8 protein-coding genes are annotated in these 24989 nt (G+C 45.0%); 5 read left to right on the top strand and 3 right to left on the bottom strand.

Annotation, left to right across the window (positions count from 1 at the left end):
* Positions 1-161: 161 nt before the first annotated feature.
* From B6N13_RS15585 to B6N13_RS15565, 5 genes are read left to right on the top strand one after another with little or no spacing between them, the layout of a single operon-like run.
* Complete coding sequence (locus tag B6N13_RS15585; protein ID WP_169459907.1) at positions 162-16640, top strand: cadherin domain-containing protein; 16479 nt, start codon at positions 162-164, stop codon at positions 16638-16640.
* Between the two features lie 3 nt (positions 16641-16643).
* Positions 16644-17984 (top strand): HlyD family efflux transporter periplasmic adaptor subunit, encoded by a 1341-nt coding sequence (locus B6N13_RS15580; RefSeq protein WP_169459906.1) that lies wholly within the window; start codon positions 16644-16646, stop codon positions 17982-17984.
* Entirely contained in the window at positions 17985-20096 is a 2112-nt protein-coding gene (locus B6N13_RS15575) for an HlyD family efflux transporter periplasmic adaptor subunit (RefSeq protein WP_169459905.1), read from the top strand.
* 45 nt (positions 20097-20141) lie between these two features.
* Positions 20142-20966, top strand: coding sequence for a hypothetical protein (locus B6N13_RS15570; RefSeq protein WP_169459904.1), 825 nt, complete (start codon positions 20142-20144; stop codon positions 20964-20966).
* Positions 20956-21459, top strand: a complete 504-nt coding sequence (locus tag B6N13_RS15565) for a hypothetical protein (protein WP_169459903.1) — start codon at positions 20956-20958, stop codon at positions 21457-21459. The genes B6N13_RS15570 and B6N13_RS15565 overlap by 11 nt, the downstream gene beginning before the upstream one ends.
* 314 nt (positions 21460-21773) lie before the next feature.
* Here the strand turns inward: B6N13_RS15565 and guaD are convergent, their stop codons facing one another.
* The 3 genes from guaD to dbpA all read right to left on the bottom strand — a co-directional run bounded on the left by guaD (position 21774) and on the right by dbpA (position 24905).
* Positions 21774-23075 (bottom strand): guanine deaminase, encoded by a 1302-nt coding sequence (gene guaD / locus B6N13_RS15560; RefSeq protein WP_012069386.1) that lies wholly within the window; start codon positions 23073-23075, stop codon positions 21774-21776.
* 88 nt (positions 23076-23163) lie between these two features.
* Positions 23164-23526 carry a hypothetical protein gene (locus B6N13_RS15555; protein WP_012069387.1) on the bottom strand — a complete coding sequence of 121 codons (363 nt, stop codon included), beginning with the start codon at positions 23524-23526 and terminating at the stop codon, positions 23164-23166.
* Entirely contained in the window at positions 23523-24905 is a 1383-nt protein-coding gene (gene dbpA / locus B6N13_RS15550; RefSeq protein ID WP_083766333.1) for an ATP-dependent RNA helicase DbpA, read from the bottom strand. The genes B6N13_RS15555 and dbpA overlap by 4 nt, the downstream gene beginning before the upstream one ends.
* Positions 24906-24989 lie beyond the last annotated feature (84 nt).

The following is a 24989-nucleotide window of genomic DNA, read 5'->3' as shown; positions in this document are numbered from 1 at the left end:
AAAATAGAATTTTAATACTAGTACTTATTTAAAGAGCAGTATTTTTAAAAGAACAGTAACAAATGTTGCTAAAAACAATAAAGCAGCGTTTACAACAGATTGAATGAATTTTAGCAACAATACATGAGTTGCTAAAAAATATACCCATAGAGGTGGTGATCATGAAAAAGCAATATTCCAACAAATCAGGCAAAAAAGCGTCAGGTCATTACTCTCTAGGCAATAAAAAACAGGCGCGTAAGCCGCTGATTACTGCTTTAGAGCCGCGTTTATTGTTGGATGGTGCTGCGGTTGCCACTGCAGTTGATGTGCTAACTGACTCGCAGCTTCATGATGCTTCGCAAATAGACAATAGTCATCAGGGTTCAGATACCTCTTTTGTTGTTGCACCCACAGAAGTTAGGGCGGTAGACCCAAGCTTAAATAATGGTAAAAAAGAAGTAGTTTTCATTGAAGACAACGTTGCTGATTACCAAAGTTTAATCGACGGAGCAAATACTGGTGTGGAAGTTGTGTTATTGGATTCCACCCAAGATGGTTTAGCGCAAATGGCAGAGTGGGCAAAGACCCACAGCGATTATGATGCTATTCATGTAATTAGCCATGGCGCCGAAGGGCAGGTCAATTTAGGGGGATTTAGTCTAGATAATATTACCGTCAAAACTCGCTCTGCTGATTTAGCCCAATTAGGCGCAGCGCTGAACGAAGAAGGTGATTTGTTGCTTTATGGCTGTTCGGTTGCCAGCGGAGAAGGGCAAGACTTTATTACTGCTCTAGCCCAAGCTACCCAAGCGGATGTGGCAGCGTCTAATGATATCACTGGTGCGGCGGGTAAAGGTGGGGATTGGGTGCTTGAGAAAAGTATAGGCCAGATTGATGTGGCCGCATTACAGGATGTGAATTATCAAGGCACGTTGGCAAACGTTACCTTTGGGTTTGAGTCAGGTGTTTCGGGTGTTGGGAGCAAAACAGTGACACAGACCAAAGATGGTGAAACGTTGACGGTAGTTGCAACAGAAAACTTTGGGGATAGCACACAGACCACCACTTCTGTGGATGGTAGCAATTCAATTTCAACTTATACCGGTTCCCAAATTACTAGTCAGCTTGAGTTTACGATAAGTGGTAAGGTCTTCGATTTTACCTCCATCAAAATTTATAACGCTAATGCCGATGCTACTTTTACGTTTACCCCTAATGACGGAGCAGCTTTTACCACATCAACTATAAGTTCTGGTCAAACGGTTACTATTGATCTAAGTAGTGCTGGATTTCAAGGTGTTTCGAATATCACCATGACATCTTCAGATTCATTAGGTGTCGTAGTAGACTTTGACTCGGTTGTGTTAACGAATATCACTGCGGCTAGTGCGCTCCCTAATGCCCCATCAACACCGGATTTGTCAGCGGCATCTGATACCGGTATATCCAGTACGGATAATGTTACTAAAGATAACACGCCGACCTTTACCGGTACGGCGGAAGCGGGCGCAACGGTGACCTTGTTCGACACCGACGGCACCACGTCGCTGGGCACCGCCACTGCCGATGGGGCTGGCAATTGGTCAATCACGTCGAGCGCTTTATCGGATGGTTCCCACATCGTCACGACCAAGGCCACCGATGCGGCTGGCAATGTGTCTTCTACTTCTTCTGGACTAACGCTCACCATTGATGCGACCAATCCGGTGATTTCCACCACGGGCGGATCGTTGACTTATATGGAAAATGACGCTGCAACTGTCATTGACGGCGGCGCGACACTAACCGAAGTGGGAAGCCCCGGTTCGTCCGTCTTAACCGTGCAGATTTCCGCTAATGCGGAAGCGACTGATACTTTGTCACTCGCCACGGGCATATCGACGGGCATTAACGTCAACGGAACAGATTTACGTTCTGGTTCGACCAATATTGGTACCGTGACGGCCTCCAGTGTGACCAACAACACAATATGGACTTTAACCTTCTTATCTTCCGCAACGGCGGCAGATATCCAAGGAGTGCTTCAGGCCATTCGTTATAACAGCACATCAGACAACCCAAGTGCCTCGGCTCGCACGGTGACCTTCAACCTGACCGACGGGGCGGGGAACCAAGGATCGAACATCCGCGATATCGCGGTGACGGCGGTGAATGATGCGCCTGTATTAAGTGATCAGTATGGTACTTTTGGTGAGGCCATTGGCTCAGGAACAGATCGTGCCTATGAAGTCGCCGTTCAGTCTGATGGAAAAGCTGTTGTAGTCGGTTATAGCTGGACAGGTACATCTGATGACATTGCTCTATTGCGTTACAACACAGATGGAAGTCTTGATAGTTCATTTGGTGATAATGGAGTAGTTTTAACGTCGTTTAGTAGTTTAGGCGCTGCAACGAATACAGAGTCAAGTGTAGAGTCTGGGGATGATCGAGCTTATGCCATCGCGATTGATGCCAATGGCAAAATTGTGGTTGCGGGTCAAACTAAGAATGATGTAAACGAAAACGAAAGTATTGTTGTGCGTTATAACTCGGATGGCTCTGTCGATACTTCCTTTGGTAATAATGGTTTTTTTACTTATGATGAGCCCAGCAGTGCTTATTTCTGGAAAGTACAATTAACTTCGGATGGCGGTTATCTATTTGGCTATTCGTCAGATTCGACATTGGTTAAATTAGACGCTTCTGGCAACCTTGATGCTAATTGGGGTGTTAATGGAGTCTTAAAAAATGCAACCTATCCAAACGCCACGAGTGGGGGGTTCAAAGTTGCCTCTGATGGTAGTGTCTATCAAACATTAAATGATACTGTTAACAAAAAGTTGGTAGTTGTCAAATATTCTGTAGATGGTGTTGCTGACACTGATTTTGGTACGGCAGGTTTTGCTATTATTACGCCCAATTATTCTGGTACTTTGTTCACATTTACAGTCAGTATATCGGGTGCCAGTGATAATGCGCTTTTTGCGATGGTCTCCACACAATATCTAGATGGTTCTTTTGTTCAAAACAGCGAACTATTGAAAGTGGATTTAACGACGGCCAGTCTTGACAGCAGTTTTGGCACTAATGGTTTTATAAACCTGTCAGGTTTAGGTTTTAGTCAATATAAAGAAATTATTATTGATGCAAATAGCAAAATTAATTTAATTGGAAATAATGCGAATGGTGGTGGTGCCGATTATCAGTTAATGCGCTTCAATGCAGACGGTTCGTTGGACACGACATTTGGTACGAGTGGCAAAGTTACTACCGATTTAGATGGACGTAAAAATTATGCTTGGGGAGCTGATATTGATGCCGATGGTTATATTTTTATTGCTGGAAATCGCTATCAGGCGAATGGAAATAATGATTTTGTTCTTGCCAAATACTCCAGCTCAGGGAGTTTAGATTCTGACTTCAAACCACCAGTTAATTATACAGAAGGTGGTACAGCTGCTGTGGTTGCGTCAGATTTAGTTTTAAGTGACATTGACAGTACAACGCTAGCCACGGCAACCATTGCTATTAGCACGCATTTCACAACAGGTGATCTTCTGACGTTTATAAATGACGGCAGCAGTATGGGTAACATTTCAGCGTCTTACGACTCGATTAATGGCACACTGACCTTAACTTCCGCGAGTGCGTCAGCTAATCTAGCTGAATGGCAAAGTGCGTTAAGAGCCGTTACCTACTCATCCACTTCTGATGTGCCTACATTGATAAGTACTTCAAGAAGTGTGACTTTTGTCGTAAATGACGGCATTGATCAGAGTAATATTGTTACTAAAACGCTTTTACTGACGCCAGTCAATGATACGCCAACCATTTCTAATGCACCTGCAGATATTACTGTCACTGAAGATACCGCTTCCAATGTTGACCTGTCTGGCGTGACTTTTGTTGACAGCGATGGCGATAATCTTACGGTCACCCTGACCACATCGGCTGGCACGTTAGCCGCTTCTTCTGGTGGCAATGTGACAGTGAGTAACTCCGGTACGGGAACGTTGACACTTTCAGGTACTGCCGCGAATATTAATACTTATTTGGACACTACCACCAACATTCAATACATAGGCGCTAGCAACACCAGTGGTGATAATGCCGCAACGATTAGTATCAAGGCTAATGACGGTACCACGGATTCTACAATCTCAACGGTAAATATTAATATTACTGAGGTCAACGATGAGCCGACGTTAACCGCTACTCCTTTGAATCCTACCTTTACTGAAGGAGGTGCTGATGTCACCTTATTCAATAATCCCAATGCGAGCACGGTTGAAGCAGGTCAAACCATTGAACAGCTGACGCTTACTGTCAGTAACATCAGTGATCTAGGCAATGAATTTTTAACCTTTGGTAGTGTTAATATTGCTTTGCAAGATAATCAAAGTGCCTCACATACTAGCCCGGCAGTGTTTAGCTATACGGTGAGCTTGACTGGCACCACAGCGACTGTGACGATCAATGCCTCAGATACTGCAGCGGTTTGGCAGAACTATGTACCATTTTTAAAATATAAAAACACGTCTGAAGCACCAACAGAAGGAAACCGAGTAGTCACATTGACCTCTATTACTGATTCTGGAAGTAATACTGGTGCTAATGATAATGTAGCGGACTTATCTATTGCGTCAACGGTGGCTGTGGTTCAAGTACCTGCAGTGGTGGCCAGTGTGGCTGCGACTACAAGTAATGGTAGTTATAATGAAGGCGATGTTATTGCAATAACAGTGACCTTTGATGATGCTGTTACTGTGACAGGCACGCCACAATTAATATTAGAAACAGGCTCCGAAGACCGTGTTGTCGATTATGTATCTGGTTCTGGCAGCAATACGCTGACGTTTAATTATACGGTACAAGCAGGTGATACCAGTGCTGATTTAGATTACATCAGTACATCTGCATTAACCTTAAACGGAGGTAGCATTAAAGATGCGGGTGGTTATGACGCTACTTTAACCTTAGCGACTCCTGGCGCATCTGACTCTCTTGGGGCTAATAAAGCGATCGTGATTGACACCACAGCGCCTAGTTCTCCGACTACGCCAGATATGACAGCGGGGACGGACAGTGGTACTTCTTCCACCGATGACATAACAAATGATACAACGCCAACCGTGACAGGAACCGCTGAAGCTGGCGCGACCGTGGTTCTTTATGATACCGACGGAACCACATCACTTGGTTCAGCAACGGCGGATGGTTCAGGTAATTGGAGCATTACCAGCTCAGAGCTTTCTACTGGTAGTCATACCTTAACGACAAAAGCTACCGATACGGCCGGCAATGTCAGTGTGGCATCCTCTGGCTTAACCATTACTGTCGATGATACCGCTCCGACTTTGTCTTCTAGTAACCCTGCTGATGGGGCTGTTTCAGTTGCCCCAAGTGGCGACATCACTCTGACGTTTAGTGAAGACATTGCCAAAGGTTATGATGAGATTACCCTAATCAATGTCACGACCGGTACTACGGTAGAGACTTTTGATGTATTGAACGGCGGTAATTTAACGTATTCTGGCAATACAGTTACCTTGAATCCAGTGTCTGACCTAGATGAAGCCACTACTTATGCGATTCGTATAGATGGTAACGCCGTACGCGATACGGCAGGGAATACCTATGCAGGCATCAGTGATAACACGACGTTGAACTTTACTACAGGTGTTACCGACTCTACTGCGCCGACGTTCTTATCGATTCAGCGCGCCGATGACGATGTGGTCAACAGTGATACAACTAGCTTTACCTTGACCTTTAATGAAGCGGTTACTGCGGTGGCTGGAGATTTTGAGCTGAATGTCGGCGGTTCAGTAGCGGGCACAATTGGCAGCATTACTGGCTCAGGCACTAATACGATTACCGTCAATGTCACCGGCATTTCTGGTGTTGGCACGCTAGGGCTTAACTTGAAGTCCGATCATGCTGTGACGGATGCGGCGGGTAACGCCCTCGCTACCGCAGAACCAGCGGATGATGAGGTATATACCGTTGATACGGTAGCACCGACGTTAATCTCAATAAACCGCGTAGACAGTGCCACGACTAATGCCGACTCAGTACAGTTTATCGCGGTGTTTAGCGAAACCGTAACAGGTTTGGGTATTGATGATTTCGAATTAACCGGAACGGCGACCAACGGTGCAAATATTAGCAGCGTAACGGGTACCGGCAATGGCTTTGTGATTACTATTTCTGGCGTCGATGGTGATGGCACTTTGGGCGTACAGCTTAAGTCTGCGGCGACAGTAAATGATATTGCGGGCAATGCGTTAACTGCAACGACACCTAGTGCGTTATTAGAAACCTACACTATTGAAAACACCGCACCGACTGCTACCGCGATTATCACGACGAATACCGCTTTAAGTACGGCAGATTCGGTGACCTTTGATGTGACCTTTAGTGAAGCCGTTACCAATGTCAGCATGGATGATTTTGAAATTTCTGGTGATGTAACCGGCGCTATTTCAGCCGTATCGGGTTCGGGTTCTTCTTATACCGTTACTGTTAGTAATATTGTCGGTGATGGTGCCCTTGGCTTGAACTTCAATTCTGGCCAAAACATTACAGACATAGCTGGTAATGCTTTGGCTGGGACAGAACTGGCAACGGACGAATCTTATACTATCGACAATACCTTGCCGACTGTAACGTCTATAAGTCGTGGCATGGTGAATCAGGTTGAAGCAAATACCGCCACCGATGTCGTTTTCACTGTTGTTATGAGTGAAACCGTTACTGGAATTGAAACCAGTGATTTTGCTGTCACAGGTAACGCAAGTAATACTGGTGTGAGCAATGTTTCTAGTTCCGATGGTAAGGTGTTCAAGGTCACGGTTAGTGGTGTAAATGGTACGATAGGCCAAACGGTCGGCTTGAGCTTCACGGGTTCTGCTGATGATGCGCTTAGTCAGGCGTCCACGGCCCAATTTACCTCTGGCGACAATTATACTATTGCAGGTACATTGCTTAATGAAGGGGCGCTGACCCAAGCACAGCTTGATGCCATTGTGGATCTGAACCGCGAAGGCACCTTGCTTGAGCAATCCGTTGCCGATGCCAAGCAAGTTATTATTATTGACTCCCGTGTGCCGGGTTTAGTCGAGCTGACCAAGCAAGCGAATCCAGAAGCGGATATTTGGTTGTTGGATGGTTCACGCTCTGCCACCGAGCAAATCACCGAAATCCTTGCCAACTACAGTGACTTGGATGCGTTACACATTCTGTCTCACGGCGGTGTAGGCGAAATCTACCTCGGTGCAGAAACGGTTTCAGCGGATGCTATCACACAAAATTCGGCTACTTACGCCGCTTGGGGCAAGGCTCTAAGCGATAGTGGCGACATCTTGCTCTACGGCTGTAACGTCGCCCAAGGCGACACGGGTATGGCTTTTATCAATCAATTTGCCCAAGTAACAGGGGCTGATATCGCGGCTTCTGATGATTTGACTGGTTCTGCGGTGCTTGGTGGGGATTGGGTGTTGGAAGCATCAACTGCCAGTATTGAATCTAACAATATATCTGTTAGTGATTACTCGGGGGTTTTAGCTTCACAATTCTCTCAAACTGCAGATCCACTTGCAGCTGCTGGGGCCGTATCAGGTGATCAAAGCTGGCTTTATACCGTTGCAATTGATTACGATTCGGATGGCGATCAAGACTTTTTAGCTTATGATGGATCGGCTTACTCCTTCTTCAATAATGATGGAAGTGGAAGTTTTACTAAAGTAACTCCGAATACCTCTTTCCCTTTACAGAAGAGTGAAGCTTTCCTAGTCGCTGATTTTGATAATGATGGAGATGAAGATGTTATTGTTGCGGATGGCACAGGGTTGCCTTCTTATTATCGAAATAACGGGGATTCTACGTTCACTCTCAGCCAAGACCCACTGGCCTCAGCTGGTGCAGTAACTGGTAGTGATAATTGGCTTTATACCGTTGCAATTGATTACGATTCGGATGGCGATCAAGACTTTTTAGCTTATGATGGATCGGCTTATTCCTTCTTCAATAATGATGGAAGTGGAAGTTTTACTAAAGTAACTCCGAATACCTCTTTCCCTTTACAGAACAGTGAAGCTTTCCTAGTTGCAGATTTTGATAATGATGGTGACGAAGATGTTATTGCTGCTGATGGCACAGGGTTGCCTTCTTATTATCTAAATAACGGGGATTCTACTTTCACACTCAGCCAAGATCCACTAGCCTCAGCTGGTGCAGTAACTGGTAGTGATAATTGGCTGTATACAGTTGCTATTGATTACGATTCTGACGGCGATCAGGACTTTCTAGCTTATGATGGGGCGGCTTATTCCTTTTTCGACAATGATGGAAGTGGAAGCTTTACTAAAGTAACTCCGAATACCTCTTTTCCTCTGCAGAACAGTGAAGCTTTCCTAGTCGCAGATTTTGATCATGATGGTGACGAAGATGTTATTGTTGCTGATGGCGCTGGTGTCCCTTCTTATTATCGTCAGGATGGAACGGTTGCCGGAACAGATAATAAACCCCCTGTTATTGACTCAGCCACGCCAACCAATAATGCAACAGGGATTGAACCGACCGCCAATATTACTTTAACCTTTGATGAAATCATTTCTTCAACTGGCACTGGCGCAATTAAGATTTATAAAACTTCTGATAATTCTTTAGTGGAATCTATTCCAGGCAATGATGGCAGAGTCACAGGCTCGGGTTCTTCAACGATTACGATTAACCCAACAACCGATCTAGATGCCAGCACCGAATACTATATTCAAATCGACAAGCAAGCTTTTTTTGATGCCGATGGCATGACCTTTGTGGGCATTGTTGATAAAACCACGCTAAGTTTTACTACTGGCGCTGGCGTCGATACAGCAGCTCCAAGCTTTGAAACTTCAACGCCTTCCGCATTGAATATTTCGACCACTACTTTAGATTTAACTGCCGATATTGATGAAGCAGGTACGATTTACTACGTTGTTGTACCTGATGGAGCGACAGCGCCTACCGCTGCGGAAGTAAAAGCTGGAACGGCGTCAGGCGGTGGTGCCGCCATTACGTCAGGTAATGCTGCTGTCAGTACCGGCGCTTTCTCGAACACCTTCAGTGTCTCAGGGCTATCTGCTAACACGGCTTATGATATTTATGTAGTGGCAGAAGACGACGAAGGCACGCCAAACCTTCAAGGCACACCTGCGCGAGTAGATGTTTCTACGATCGCTCCTCCCAACGCTGCCCCAACGATCTCCGGCGCACCAGCTTCTATTACTACAACAGAAGATACGGCATCTAATATTGATCTTTCAGCCGTGACTTTTGCCGATGGTGATGATGACTCGTTAACCGTTACCTTGTCGGTGAATAATGGAACTTTCTCTACACCTGCCGATGGTTCTGGCGTTGGCGCGGGAGTGACTGAGGCGCTAGTCAATGCAACGACTATTACGTTAGTAGGTAGTGCTACGGATATTAATACCTATCTGGATACGGCTTCTAATATTCGATATACCGGTGCGGCGAATGCTGCGGGTACCAATGCCGCCACATTAACCATCAGCGCCAGCGATGGCACCGCGAATCTAGCATCTAACCCAACGGTGAACATTAATATTACCAATGTGAATGATGCGCCTACGGTTGCTAATGCACCTGCAACCATTTCAGTAACGGAAGACACGGCTTCTAACCTAGACCTTTCTAGTGTGGTCTTTGCGGATGTAGATAATGATAACCTGACGGTGACTCTGTCGATCGACAAGGGGAGCTTCTCATCACCAGCTGATGGCAGCGGTTTTGGAAGTGGTGTCACCGAAACCTTGGTTGATAGCAAAACTATTACGTTGTCTGGTTCTGCTACAGATATCAATACTTACTTGGACACTGCTTCAAACATTCAATATACCGGTGCAAATAATGTCAGCGGTAATGGTGCTGCAACCCTAACTATCAGTGCTAACGATGCCAATTCAGCCTCCTTAGCTTCTAACTCAACGGTTAGTATCAATATTACCGAGGTTAATGATGCGCCAACTATTTCAGGCGCTTCTGCAAATCAAGCCGTTAATGACTCTGCCACTCTGACGCCATTTAGTAATGTGGTCTTGGCTGATGTGGATAGTGCTAATGTATCGATGACGGTGGCGTTGGATACGGCGGCGAAAGGGACTTTTACTGCCGCTTCGTTAATCGCTTCTGGTTTTACCGATGCCGGTAGTGGTTCTTATACCCTAACGTCGACGACTTTGGCCTCGGCTCAGGCGGCGTTGCGTGCCTTGGTGTTTGATCCGGCAGATAATCGTGTCGCAGTAGGCTTAACCGAGTCTACCACGTTCACTATTACGGTAAACGATGGCACCACAAACGGCATAGATAGTACTACTACGGTAGTGAGTACCTCTATTAACGATGCGCCAACCGATATTGTATTGAGTGATACGACATACGGCCATTCTGAAGGTGCCACTAATGTAGTGGTCGGTAGCTTCTCCGCCACCGATGCGGATACTGGTGAAAGCTTCACTTATTCGTTAGTGTCTGGCGTGAACGATACGGATAACGCTAAGTTCAATATTGATGGCGCCAATCTGCGTGTGACGGACCGTGCGAATGTGCCTGCTGGCACTTATAGCATCCGTGTACAGGTGAACGATGGCGATGCCACATTTGAGAAATCGTTCAGTATTACGGTGAGTGATGATATTGCACCGACTATTAGTGCTGTAGTACCTGCCGACAATGCCACTGGGGTGTCGGTCGCGGACTCTATTGAGATTACCTTTGATGAGGGGGTTCAGTTAGGTAATGCTGGCACCATTACCCTGTACGATATTACAGGCAATGGTGCGAATAGTTTGACCATTGATGTGGGCAACCACAATGGGCAGCTTGCTATTGTGGGTAATAAATTGACCATCAACCCAACGAATAATCTGATGGCGACCAACCAGTACGCCATTCAGATAACGGCGGGTGCGTTAACAGACAGTTCAGATAATGCTCTAGCAGCCATCAGCGATACAATAAGTTATAACTTTACCACGGGTACGGTAGACACTACAGCGCCCACGGTTGCGATTGTAGATATTGCCGATCCTACTCAACCCAATGCGGGTACGGTTACTATTAACTTCAGTGAGCAAGTGACTAATGTTGATATTGCAGACTTCGCACTTACTCGTAATGGCGATACGGTAGATATCAGTGGGTTGTCAGTGACGGGCAGTGGTCATGCTTATACCATTGATTTGTCGAGCGTGACAACGTCGGAAGGCACTTATGTATTGACCTTGAATAAATCAAACATTACAGACGCTTCTGGTAATGCTTTAGCTGATGGTGACAGTGATACTTTTGTTATTGATACCACTGCACCAACGGGCGTGGCGATTGTGCGTGCGGGAGCAGATACACAAAGCGGCAGTGCGGCCACTTTTACCGCGGTATTCAGTGAAGCCGTGAGTGGAGTGGATGCCGCTGATTTTGTATTGACTGGCACCGCCGCTGGTGGCTCGATCACGAGTGTGACGCAAGTCTCTGATTCGGTTTATACCATTACAGTGAATGGCGTTAGTAGTGATGGTACTTTGGGGGTGAATTTAAAAGACTCTGGAACAGGGATCACTGATACGGCGGGCAATGCGATAGGCGCTGGGGTTACAGGGCAACAAATCACTATAGATAATACAGGTCCAAGTGTTGTTGCGATTAACCGAGATGGTGCTGTGTTGACCACCGCAGACAGTGCAACCTATACAGTAACCTTTAACGAGGCCGTAACCGGTGTCGATGTTAGCGACTTTAGTTTGTCTGGTGGTGCAACGGGTACTGTTGCTTCAATAACAGGCTCGGGTCGTACTTATCAGGTCACCGTGAATAACATCAGTGGTGATGGTAGCCTTCGTCTTGACCTTAACGCTTCTGGTACGGGTATTACTGATACAGTGAGTAACGCCATCGGGGCTGGATTTACCTCTGGCGATACATTAACGATTGATAATACCACCCCTGTTGTGACGGCCTCTCAAGCTTTTAATCTTGATGAAGGCATGGTGGCTGATACCGTTATCGGCCAAGTTAAAGCCACAGATACGAACGGAGTAAGTCAGTTCTCGATTCAATCGGGTAACGACAATGGCTACTTTGCGATTGACAATAATGGTGTCGTGACACTTACCAGCGCGGGTGCTGCAGCGATTGATTATGAAACTGCGACCTCTTATACACTGAATATCATGGCGACCGATGCAGTAGGGCAAGCTTCTACCGCAGCGGCAGTCACTATCTCTATTAATGATATCAACGACAATGCGCCTGTGTTTAGCTCTGCGGCAACAGCGACTTTGGCTGAAAATACGGCAGTGACAACAGTTGTATACGATGCAAATGCCACCGATGCCGACGGCACTTCCGTTCATAACAGCGTGACTTACAGCTTAAAAGTGACGGATGATCACAACGTATTTACTATTGATTCAACGACTGGTGAAGTGAAGCTGAAAGCAGCGGCGGACTACGAAACTAAGTCGTCTTATAACTTTACCGTGATTGCGTCCGATGGTATGCGCAGCACTGAACAAGACGTTACTCTGTCAATCACCGATGTGAACGACAATACGCCGGCGATGACTTCCGGTGCGACGGGCAGTGTCAATGAGAATGCTGATACCAGTACGGTTATTTACACAGCTACCGCGACCGATGCAGACGGTACGGCAGCGAACAGCACCTTGGTGTACAGTTTGTCTGGAGATGATGCTGATAAGTTAATCATCGATGCGACCACTGGTGAGGTGACACTGAAAGCCTCAGCGGATTATGAAACTCAAACCAGCTATAGCTTTAATGTTGTAGCAACGGATAACGGTGCCGGCAACTTCAATTCAGGCAGTCTGAGTACCACGCAAGCGGTGATCGTCAGCGTCAATGACTTGAACGACAATACGCCAGTGATGACTTCCGGTGCGACGGGCAGTGTCAATGAGAATGCTGATACCAGTACGGTTATTTACACAGCTACCGCGACCGATGCAGATGGCACCGCGGCGAATAATACCTTGGTGTACAGTTTGTCTGGAGATGATGCTGATAAGTTAATCATCGATGCGACCACTGGTGAGGTGACACTGAAAGCCTCAGCGGATTATGAAACTCAAACCAGCTATAGCTTTAATGTTGTAGCAACGGATAACGGTGCCGGCAACTTCAATTCAGGCAGTCTGAGTACCACGCAAGCGGTGATCGTCAGCGTCAATGACTTGAACGACAATACGCCAGTGATGACTTCCGGTGCGACGGGCAGTGTCAATGAGAATGCTGACATCAGTACGGTTATTTACACAGCTACCGCGACCGATGCAGACGGTACGGCAGCGAACAGCACCTTGGTGTACAGTTTGTCTGGAGATGATGCTGATAAGTTAATCATCGATGCGACCACTGGTGAGGTGACACTGAAAGCCTCAGCGGATTATGAAACTCAAACCAGCTACAGCTTTAATGTTATTGCGACAGATAACGGTGCTGGGAACCTCAACTCTGGTAGCTTGAGTACAACGCAAGCGGTGACCGTCAGCGTTAATGACCTGAATGACAATACGCCAGTGATGACTTCCAGTGCGACGGGCAGTGTCAATGAGAATGCTGATACCAGTACGGTTATTTACACAGCTACCGCGACCGATGCAGACGGTACGGCAGCGAACAGCACCTTGGTGTACAGTTTGTCTGGAGATGATGCTGATAAGTTAATCATCGATGCGACCACTGGTGAGGTGACACTGAAAGCCTCAGCGGATTATGAAACTCAAACCAGCTATAGCTTTAACGTTGTGGCAACGGATAACGGTGCCGGTAACTTCAATTCAGGCAGTCTGAGTACCACGCAAGCGGTTATCGTCAGCGTCAATGACTTGAACGACAATACGCCAGTGATGACTTCCGGTGCGACGGGCAGTGTCAATGAGAATGCTGATACCAGTACGGTTATTTACACAGCTACCGCGACCGATGCAGACGGTACGGCGACCAATAACACCTTGCGCTACAGCTTGTCTGGTGACGATGCGGCGTTGTTGGATATCAATGCGGTGACTGGTGTGGTGACGTTAAAAGCCTCAGCGGATTATGAAACCAAGTCCAGCTACAGCTTTAATGTTATTGCGACAGATAACGGTGCTGGGAACCTAAACTCTGGTAGCTTGAGTACCACGCAAGCGGTGATCGTCAGCGTCAATGATTTGAACGACAATACGCCGGTGATGACTTCTGGTGCGACGGGCAGTGTTAATGAGAATGCTGATACCAGTACGGTTATTTACATCGCAACGGCGACCGATGCAGATGGTACGGCAGCGAACAGCACCTTGGTGTACAGTTTGTCTGGAGATGATGCTGATAAGTTAATCATCGATGCGACCACTGGTGAGGTGACACTGAAAGCCTCAGCGGATTATGAAACTCAAACCAGCTATAGCTTTAATGTTGTGGCAACGGATAACGGTGCCGGCAACTTCAATTCAGGCAGTCTGAGTACCACGCAAGCGGTGATCGTGAGCGTCAATGACTTGAACGACAATACGCCGGTGATGACTTCTGGTGCGACAGGCAGCGTTGATGAAAATGCCGATACCTCGACCGTGATTTACACGGCCACAGGTACCGATGCAGATGGCACCGCGGCGAATAATACCTTGCGCTACAGTTTGTCTGGAGATGATGCTGATAAGTTAATCATCGATGCGACCACTGGTGAGGTGACACTGAAAGCCTCAGCGGATTATGAAACTCAAACCAGCTACAGCTTTAATGTTGTGGCAACGGATAACGGTGCCGGCAACTTCAATTCAGGCAGTCTGAGTACCACGCAAGCGGTGATCGTGAGCGTTAATGACTTGAACGACAATACGCCAGTGATGACTTCCGGTGCGACGGGCAGTGTCAATGAGAATGCTGATATCAGTACGGTTATTTACACCGCAACGGCGACCGATGTAGACGGTACGGCCACCAATAACACCTTGCGCTACAGTTTGTCTGGTGCCGATGCGGTGTTGTTGGATATCAATGCGGTGACTGGTGTGGTGACGTTAAAAGCCTCAGCAGATTATGAAACTAAGTCCAGCTACAGCTTTAATGTTATTGCGACAGATAACGGTGCAGGGAACCTCAATTCGGGGAGCTTGAGTGCCACGCAAGCGGTAACCGTCAGCGTCAATGACTTGAACGACAATACGCCAACGGTGAGTGCTGGGGCCGAAACGGCTATCCTAGTGGAAGCAGGAGGAGTGAATAATGCCGCAGCTGGTACTAATAGTTCCTCTATTACCCTCACTAAAGGCGATGTTGATACGGTTGGTAGCGTTAGTTATGACGCTACGTATTTAACGAATAATGGCTGGACTACTTTAGATAATGGCGCTACTTACTCAAGAATCGGCACTTATGGTACAGCGACATTAACTGTATCGACTGATTTAGTGAGCTATGTCCTGAACAACAATGATAGTGACACTCAATCTTTGGTGGTTGGGCAGTCCGTTACTGATAGTTTTACGATTCAAGTTACGGATGGCAATGCGACTCAGAGCACTAGTGCTGTATTTAACATAACTGGGGTGAATGATGCACCGATAGCCTCTAGTACCGTTGCCGCAATGACAGGAACTTCTGGTCTGGTGTTCAATCCAGTGACGTTACCGGCTAATTTATTTGCTGATGTGGATAATGGAGAAACGAGTAAGCTGGTATGGAGTATTGAGAACCTGCCAACTGGGTTAGTATTTAACGCGGCGACTCGCACTATATCTGGAACACCGCAGGGTGGTTTTGAAGGAGTAAATACACTACAAGTCGTAGCAACCGATTCTAATGGGGGTCAAGTTAAGGTTCCTGTAACTTTGACTTTGAAACCATCGCCAGTAACTCCGCCAGTTGAGACGAATCCTAATACAACGGCACCGTTACAGCCTCTAGGTGGGGGGGCTGATTTCAATGCTCCAGATGTTGACCCTAATGTTGAATCGCTACCTTCGGGTCTTATAGATTCAGGTGCTGGCGTCAGTGGTTTTGCTGGAGAGTCAGCTGATGATGTTCAATTGGTTGATGTTGCAGCGCCTATTGACAGTGCTGTTAGTGTCGTTCCATCCCCAGCAGCAGAAAGTAATGGCCAAGGGGCTTCTAATGGAGTGATAGTATCGGAATCACGAGTGTCTGTTGATGTGGGGGCTAATGGTCAGGTTCGGGTAACAGAAGGCGTTGGTCAATTATCTAATAGCACTGGTTTAACTATTGCCAGTATGGTTACTCAAGCTGATAGGGTGTCCATTTCTTTGTCTGATACAGGAGTCGCTGCAAGCTACAGTGCCACCTTAGTGGATGGATCGAGTTTGCCAAGTTGGGTGGAAGTAAATCCAACCACTGGTGAAATCTCTATGACGCCACCATCTGGACAAGGTAAAATCACCCTGAAAATTAATGCCGTGGATGCGAGTGGTAATATTCGGGTATTAGAGGTTGAAGTAGACCTTGACCAGTTGCCTGCTTCTGTTCAAGATGAGTCGACAGAGTCAGCTGCTCAAGCTAATGGTGCTATCTTTGTGCCATTAGATGAGCAATTAGCTATTGCGGCTGAACAGTTTGATGAATATGGAAATGATTTGATGAAGTTGTTAGCGTCGTAATTTATGTCTATTGATCAATCAGTTGCGCAGTTACTGCAAATAGAGCAGCAGGTTCGTCGTTGTGAAACCTCGACGGATCTGAGCTTTATTATGGTGAATATGACGCGAACCTTGGTGCCTTACCAGCAAGCAATGTTTTTGTCTGGTAATGAATTGGAAAAATTGAAATTAAAAGCGGTGAGTGATCTTTCTCTTGTCGATCGATCTACACCCTTTAGTGCTTGGCTTGAGCAAGTTTCTGCTTTTGTAAGTGCTTCAAAGATAGGTGATAAAGCACATACCATAGATACTAAGAGTTGGCCCGCTGAGTTGCTCAATGATCTTAGTGAGTTCTCTCCGCCTTATATGTTGTGGTTGCCTTTGCTTATACCGGCTAAACCTACTCAACGAGTAGGTGTGCTTTTATTAGCTAAGTCCGAACCATGGACAGAGAAAGAAATAGGGCTCTTGCAACATCTAGCATCGAGTTACGCTCATGCAATGCAACTGTTTACTCAACGTTCTGGTTGGCGAGCATGGTTAAGTGGATTAAATTCTAAGAAAGTGAAGCTTGGCGCCCTTATTGCCATCGTTTTGCTTGGATTGGTTCCAGTTCGGCTGACAGTTTTAGCACCTGCAGAAATCATTGCAAAAGAATCTCTTTTGGTTACCTCGGCGATTGCTGGTGCGGTTCGTGAGGTGTTAGTAAAGCCTGGAGATCAAGTTGTCATTGACCAGCCTCTCGTGCAAATGGATATGACTGAATTTCAAGGGGCTTTTGATGTAGCTCAGCGAGAGTTAGAAAGAACTCAGGCGGAACTAAGAACTGCTGAACAAGCTGGTTATGTGGATCGCAGGAAAAAATCTGAATTGGCTGAGTTGGAATCTCAAGTCGAGTTGAAAACCATTGAGCGCGATTATTTGAAAACTAAGCTATCTCAAACTCAGATTCTTGCGAAGAAGTCAGGTATTGCAATACTGGATGATCCTGAAAAATGGAAGGGCCGCCCAGTTGTTGTAGGAGAGCGTATTTTATCCATAGCGGATCCATTGAAAGTGCAGTTGCAAATAATGCTTCCTGTTGCCGATGCTATTTCTTTAGCAAATGGTAATGATGTCACGTTTTACTTAGATACTGATCCTCTAAACCCTATTCCCTTTAGCTTGGATTATTCTTCTTTTGAGCCGAGTTTGACACCTGATCAAGTCATTGCTTATCGTATTGTGGCTGACATTCAGCATGAAGATCTTCCTCCTCGTATTGGCTTGCGTGGTACGGCAAAATTGTATGGTGAAAAAGTCTCTTTGGCTTATTATTTATTACGTCGTCCCATTACTTTTGTCCGTCAACATTTAGGTATTTAGATGCCTGTTGACGTGAATGCACCGCTGCCAAAATTACGTCAGAACTTGTCTCTACTAGTCGCGCCACCTGATGAAGATGGAGAGCCTCGCTGGCAAATTTTTGATCCAGTCAGTAATAAGTTTTTTTACTTGTCTCGTACTGCTTTTTATTTATTTCGAGAATGGCGTCATGTAAGCAGCGCTGTAGAATTACTTTCTCGAATTGAGGCGCGAGGAATTGATGTTGAAGAAGTTGAACTAGAATATTTTTTACGCTTCTTGGAAGGTAACCATCTGTTAGAGGCTCAATCTGAAAATGATGTAACTCGCCTTCGCGGAGAGGCAGCTAAACAAAAAAAACATGTTTTGCTTTGGCTTTTACATAACTATTTGTTCATCAAAATCCCTCTTATTCGCCCCGATTTACTATTGACGCGTTTTTATCCTTTTATAAAACAGTTGTTCAGACTACGTCTGGATAGAGTCGCGCTCGTGTTGGGCTGTATAGGCTTGGTGGTAGTGTTGAAGCAGTGGGATACATTTACCCACACTTTTCAAAACTTGTTTAGTATGTCGGCTATTTTTTATTACATTGCGGCATTGATTTTTGTAAAAACGGCCCACGAATTAGGTCATGCCTTCGTTGCCAAGCGCTATGGCTGTCGGGTGAGTTCAATGGGGATCGCTTTTTTATTGATGACGCCGATTTTGTACACAGATACGACGGATGCTTGGCGATTAAGGTCACGGTTTCAGCGCTTGAGTATTGTGATGGCAGGGGTGAAAGTTGAAATTTATATCGCCTGTGTTGCTACTTTTTTGTGGGGAATTGTTCCTGATGGTGGCTTTAGGAGTGTGTTGTTTTTTATTGCTACTACCAGTTGGATATCGTCGTTGTTGATCAACACGAGCCCATTTATGCGCTTTGATGGTTATTATGCATTATCCGATTTTTTAGGAATGGAGAATTTACAGCCTCGATCTTTTTTGGTGGGTAAGTGGTTTTTGCGTGAGCGATTGTTTGGTTTTGGTTTTTTGCCCCCTGAACCGCTTAATCGCAAAAAATGCCTGCTGATGGTCGCTTATGCTTGGAGTACATGGATTTATCGATTCTTTTTATTTTTGGGTATCGCCGCCTTAGTTTATTATTTTGCGTTCAAGATATTAGGTATTGTACTTTTTTTGGTGGAAATCATTTGGTTTGTACTGCTTCCTATTGTTAAAGAAATAAAGGTTTGGGTGAGTTTGAGAGAAAAAATGTCGTTAAACCGTACTAGTGTGATGACTTTATTGTTTTTTTTATTGGCTTTGGCTGCATTAGTATTACCTTGGAAAAGCCAAATAAGTGCGCCTGCTGTTGCTACTTTTGAGCGACATCAGACTTTTTATCCTAGTGAGTCGAGTCGAGTTGTTTCGTGGCAAGTGACTCCAAACGAAAAGGTTAAAAGAGGACAATTACTGATTTTATTAGAATCGCCCGATGTAGAGCAGCAAATTCGATTAACGCAGATTAAGCTTGATGCCTTGCAAACTCGTTGGTATCGGGCAAGCTCTGGGGCTGTCGAATTAGACTCAGTATTTACTTTACAAACTCAATTGTCACGGGAGCAGTCTCGCCTTCAATCTTTACTCGAACGTCGAGAAAAACTAGCAATCAAAGCACCTTACGATGGTTATATTGGCGAATGGTTACCGCTAACAGAAGGTGATTATGTCAATGGTCAATCTCCTTTAGCAACCTTGTATGATGATGAAAGTTTAGTGGTCAAAGCCTATATTGAAGGGCGTATCGTGCCTTTATTGAAAGAAGGCAGTAAGGTAGATTTTATTGGTAACGATGGTGAGATTTTATCTGAGCAACTTCTTATAGACAAAGTGTTACCTACTGCCATTAAGAGCCTCAATTATCCAGGTCTTGGATCCACTTATGGCGGTGCAATTGCGACCCAGAAGTTAGAAGATCAATTAATTCCTGAAGAGGCGACTTATGAAGTGCAGCTGAAATTGATTGGCGAAGTGCCATTGATGCAGCAGCAATTTGGTAAGGTTAACTTAGCTATTGAGCCCCATAGTTTACTGATAGATGGTTTACGACGTATCTACGGTGTGTTTATTAGAGAGTCAGGCTTTTAGTCGTAATCTAGAGATTATTTTAACGTATTTAGTAGTGGCAGTTTAATGACGCAGTTTAATGATACTAATTCAGCATGGTCAGCTGAAAAGGTTGATATCGTAATAAAAAGTTTAGCGAATTTACGTTTATTAGCCGACTTAGATTTAGTTCCTCGTTACCCGCATTTTGGTGATAAAACCTATCCTTTAGGGCGCTGTAAAGAGATCCGTGATGCGGTGTTTGTGTTGCTTCAAGAGAAGCTTCCACAATCAACAGATCCGGGGCTTGTATTAATACGCGATATGTTATCTAAAGGAACGGTGCTTAAAAAAGTATGGGGCTCTCTTCGTGATGAATATTTTCAGAATGCTATGGTATTAGGTGATTGGTATCTTGATGTTTCTAACGATACAGTAAATCCGAATAAACCTAGAGTAGAAGTTCTTCCGCTTATCGAGTCACAATTTTACAATATTGCAAGCTTCGAGCAATTCGTCAAAATAGCTAGATCCTACTGGAATGTTGAAGTATATAGAAATGACATATGTCCAGCTTTAGCCCCTTTTTTACCTATGCTGTATGTGCGAGAAGATGGTGTTAGCTGGCTAGGTGAAGCCAACGACGATATGTTAGCCATGACTATGGAAAGTGAGTTTTTAGCCGCGGAACGTATTTTATCTATACTGCCGCCCCCTCCGAAATCCTTATTGCAGCAGTGGCAGATAGTCTTGAAGGGCATTACTCATAATGAGTTCTTACATGGACAAGGTGAGGGCGAAACTTATTGTCAACAATATCGAGAGCGTCAGTTTTATATCGGTTCGGAAATTCGAGATCGTGTTGTGATGGCATATCTTATGCTGCCAAGAGGCATTGATTATGCACAGTAGTGAGAAAGAAAAAATTGCTCTTGAGCATCAAGCGGCTAAGCTTTTTATGCGTTGCTATGAGCGTAATACGGGTAAGCATATTCGCCATATTTGGCACAATGATCCGATTCGTCCCGATGTCTCTTGTATGTTGGAAGGTGAACGGCTGGATTTAGAAATAGCTCATCTTTATGGATCAGAAGAAGAGGCGATGGAGATTCTTGGAAGAGATCTTACCCCAATTACGCGTAATGTCTTGCGGGCACTGAAAGAAGAGCCTGCTGACGAGCGATTACTGAGATCCTTGAATAAAATTTTAGAAAATAAGTCTAGTAAGCAATACGATTCAAAAAGAGTGTGGTTGGTTATTAGAAATACTCATCCAGCGTGGAGCCAAACAGATATTAAAGCGCTTGAGCATCTTATTACCATACCCGTTCCTCATGCTTTCGAGAAGGTTTGGATTCTCGGTGATATAGAAGGGAAAAGCGGCATTGTTCGACTTTATCCCTAGGGCTATTGCTGCTCTTGGTTGCTATTATATATCTTGATTATTCTTCTGTTCTTCGGCTCTTTTTTTAGCAAGATTGTTTAGTCGTATTTGTTCTGCTTTGTATTTTTTAAGGACAATGAGTCCAACAATTAATGCAGCGCAGAAAAAAATAATAGCGAAGGCGCCAAGCGCGACAGTGGCAAGAGAGTGCATAATATTTGTGCTCAACATTTGTGCTAAATAGAAAAATAATTGTGACGATTATATAAAAAAACGGCCACTTTTACAGGTAAGTAAAGTGGCCGTTTTGGTTTTTTGCTAGGCGAGCTTCGGCTTTATCGTTGGTGAACGCATTTGCCGGCGGAGTAAGTTGCTTGAATTGCGCGGTCGTCGCCAATAGTCATGAAGACGAATAGGCTTTCTTCGATATTTTTGGATAACGCTAAGCGCGATTCTAATAACGGCGTACCTTTTTTATCAAGGATAACAAAGTCTGCTTCACTGCCTACCGCTAGATTACCAATTTTATCTTCTAGGCGAAGTGCTCTAGCGCCACCTAAAGTAGACAAATACAGAGATTTAATTGGATTCAGGTTTTCATTTTGTAACTGGATGACCTTGTAGGCTTCGTTCATGGTTTGTAGCATAGAGAAGCTAGTGCCGCCGCCTACGTCAGTGCCAAGACCTACGTTGACCTTATGTTCTTCTGCTTTATTGAGTTTGAATAAACCGCTACCGATAAAAAGGTTAGAGGTTGGGCAGAAAGAAATAGCCGAGCCTGTTTCGTGCAGTCTATGGTATTCACTGTCACATAGATGGATGCCATGGGCAAAAACAGAACGTTCGCTTAGCAGTTTATGTTGGTCATAAACATCTAAGTAGTTGGTGCTTGCAGGGAATAGCTCTTTTACCCAAGCGCATTCATCTTTGTTTTCGGATAAATGAGTGTGCAGGTAAACGTCTTCATATTCACTCAGCAATTTGCCTGCTAAATGAAGCTGCTCACCAGAGCTGGTTGGGGCAAAGCGAGGCGTGATAGCGTAATGCAAACGGCCTTTATTGTGCCAAGTATCGATAAGCTCTTTGCTTTCTTGATAACTGCTTTCTGGTGTATCTGTGAGGTAATCAGGCGCGTTGCGATCCATCATGACTTTGCCGCAAATCATGCGTAAGTTATGGACTTCGCTGGCTTCGAAGAAAGCTTCGACAGATACTTTATGGACCGTGCCGAATACCAAAGCGGTGGTCGTGCCATTGCGTAAAAGTTCTTTCAGAAAACGATCTGCGACATCGCGAGCGTGAGCCTTATCACTAAACTTACTTTCCTCTGGGAAGGTGTAGGTGTTTAGCCAAGTTAGCAATTGTTCGCCGTATGAGCCGATCATATCAGTTTGTGGGTAATGGATATGAGTATCGATAAAGCCAGGTGTGATAATGGTATCAGGGTGATGTTCAACTAAGGTGTTATCTGGCAGTGTTGGTAGTAGATCGACAGCATTACCTAGGGCGTAAATTTTATCGTCTTGAATGACTAGTAAGCCATCTTCAAAGTATTCATATGCAGCATCAATACCGACGTCTTTGGGATCTGCAATGCAGTGAACAATGGCGGAGCGCCACGCTTTCAAATGGCTCATATGTTTCTCTTGTGTGTTTTCTAAAATGATTTTAAATATAAAGTTTGACCGAATGGTTATACTTTATCAGGTCTTTTTCGTACTTTCATTAAACCTTATATTTTGATTTAAGAAATAGTCCAATTATTAGCCTTATTAGGATGGCTAAAATGACACCGAAAGCATCAGCGTAGAAATCTAACCATTCCGCATAGCGGTTTACATAAGGCTGAATCAGTTCAATTGCGCCGCCTAAAAATATGATAAACATGGACAGCAAGAGAAAGCGTTTCATTGGGCCAAACGCGCATAGAAGCGCCCAACCACCGAAGCCAATAACATGATGCGTTTTATCAGTGCCAGGCACTGACGGAAGGATATCTGCAGGAGTTAATGTGGCTAGGCAGATGATAAGTGCGCCTAAAACAAAACCGACAGCTTGCGCCGTCGGTGAGGTGAGCCTTTTGATCATCGTAAAATGCGCGCTCGAATGTTTTTGCCTTTGATCTTTTTGTTTTCAAACTCTTTAACAACGGTTTTAGCGACTTCGTTGTCGACTGAAACGTAAGCGTGAAAATCAAAAATATCGATTTTGCCAACTTGTGATTTATCCAATCCAAGGCCAGCGGTTAATGCACCAAGTATGTCGCCTGGGCGAAGCTTGTTTTTACGACCTGCATCAAAAGAGATGGTGGTCTTTTGCGGAATTAAGCGGTAGTGAGGATCAATCGCCTCAAGTTCAATAAAATTCGCGGTGATATTAAAGCGTGATTCAATATCACGAACTTTGTAATCGTCTTTTGATGTCACAAGGTTAACAGCAATACCTGCGGCACCTGCGCGGCCAGTTCGGCCAATACGATGTGTATGGACATCGGTGTCGCGTGTGGTGTCATAGTTCACTACAAGATCAATTTCTTTTACATCAATACCGCGAGCAGCGACATCCGTAGCTACTAGTACGCAGCTACTTTGGTTGCTGAAGCGCACGAGTACTTGATCGCGTTGTCTTTGTTCTAGATCCCCATGAATGGCTTGAGCGGCAACTTTGTGTTCAGATAACCAGTCTGCGACCACTTGTGATTCTGCTTTTGTATTGCAAAATACAATCGCTTGACGAGGTTCAAAATGTTGCAATGTCGCCAATAAGGTCTCGCATTTGTCTTTATTTTCGCTACGAACAAAAAACTGTTCTATATTAGGTTTAAGATCTTCTTGTGCTTCTACCTTGATGCTAATTGGCGTGCTCTGAAATTCCTTGCTGATCGCTTCAATACCATCACCATAGGTTGCGGAAAAAAGCAGCGTTTGGCGGTTGCTTGGTGTTAGCTCAACGATTTCACGAATGCTATCGACGAAGCCCATATCCAGCATGCGGTCAGCTTCATCTAATACTAGCGTGTTTAGTGCATTGAGCTTAAGTGTGCCTTTGCGAAGGTGTTCCATTAGACGGCCAGGAGTCCCAACAACGATATGAGCGCCATGTTCCAGGGATCCTATTTGTGGGCCAAATGGCATGCCTCCACATAGGCTTAGCACTTTAATATTGTCTTGATAACGTGCAACTTTGCGAATTTCTTTGGATACTTGATCTGCTAGTTCCCGAGTAGGGCACATTACAAGGGCTTGAACACCAAAGAAACGTGGGTTGATTTTGAGTAAAAGAGCAATTGAAAAAGCTAGCGTTTTACCACTACCAGTTTGTGCCTGCGCAAGAATGTCTTTGCCTTCAATCATAGGCGGTAAACTTTGTTCTTGAATGGGGGTGAAGGTGGTGAATCCCATATCCGAAAGTAAAGTAGTTAGCTTAGTTGGAAGAAGGTTGTTTAGAGCGTGTTGAAATGTGGTCACAAAAGGCCTGTCTAGTTGAGTCAATAATAGAGGCAGGATACCAGAAAATTGTCGTGAATACTTTTCTTAACCATTTATTCCGTG

The sequence above is a fragment of the Marinomonas sp. UCMA 3892 genome (assembly GCF_012726345.1).
GTDB lineage: Bacteria > Pseudomonadota > Gammaproteobacteria > Pseudomonadales > Marinomonadaceae > Marinomonas.
Note: the sequence above shows the minus strand (reverse complement) of the source record. Positions and strands in the feature narration are given on the sequence as shown.

What these genes read in the sequence shown, in the direction of transcription:
- B6N13_RS15585 (WP_169459907.1), top strand. Translation starts at nt 162, where the DNA reads ATGAAAAAGCAATATTCCAACAAATCAGGCAAAAAAGCGTCAGGTCAT.
- B6N13_RS15580 (WP_169459906.1), top strand. Translation starts at nt 16,644, where the DNA reads ATGTCTATTGATCAATCAGTTGCGCAGTTACTGCAAATAGAGCAGCAG.
- B6N13_RS15575 (WP_169459905.1), top strand. Translation starts at nt 17,985, where the DNA reads ATGCCTGTTGACGTGAATGCACCGCTGCCAAAATTACGTCAGAACTTG.
- B6N13_RS15570 (WP_169459904.1), top strand. Translation starts at nt 20,142, where the DNA reads ATGACGCAGTTTAATGATACTAATTCAGCATGGTCAGCTGAAAAGGTT.
- B6N13_RS15565 (WP_169459903.1), top strand. Translation starts at nt 20,956, where the DNA reads ATGCACAGTAGTGAGAAAGAAAAAATTGCTCTTGAGCATCAAGCGGCT.
- guaD (WP_012069386.1), bottom strand. Translation starts at nt 23,075, where the DNA reads ATGAGCCATTTGAAAGCGTGGCGCTCCGCCATTGTTCACTGCATTGCA.
- B6N13_RS15555 (WP_012069387.1), bottom strand. Translation starts at nt 23,526, where the DNA reads ATGATCAAAAGGCTCACCTCACCGACGGCGCAAGCTGTCGGTTTTGTT.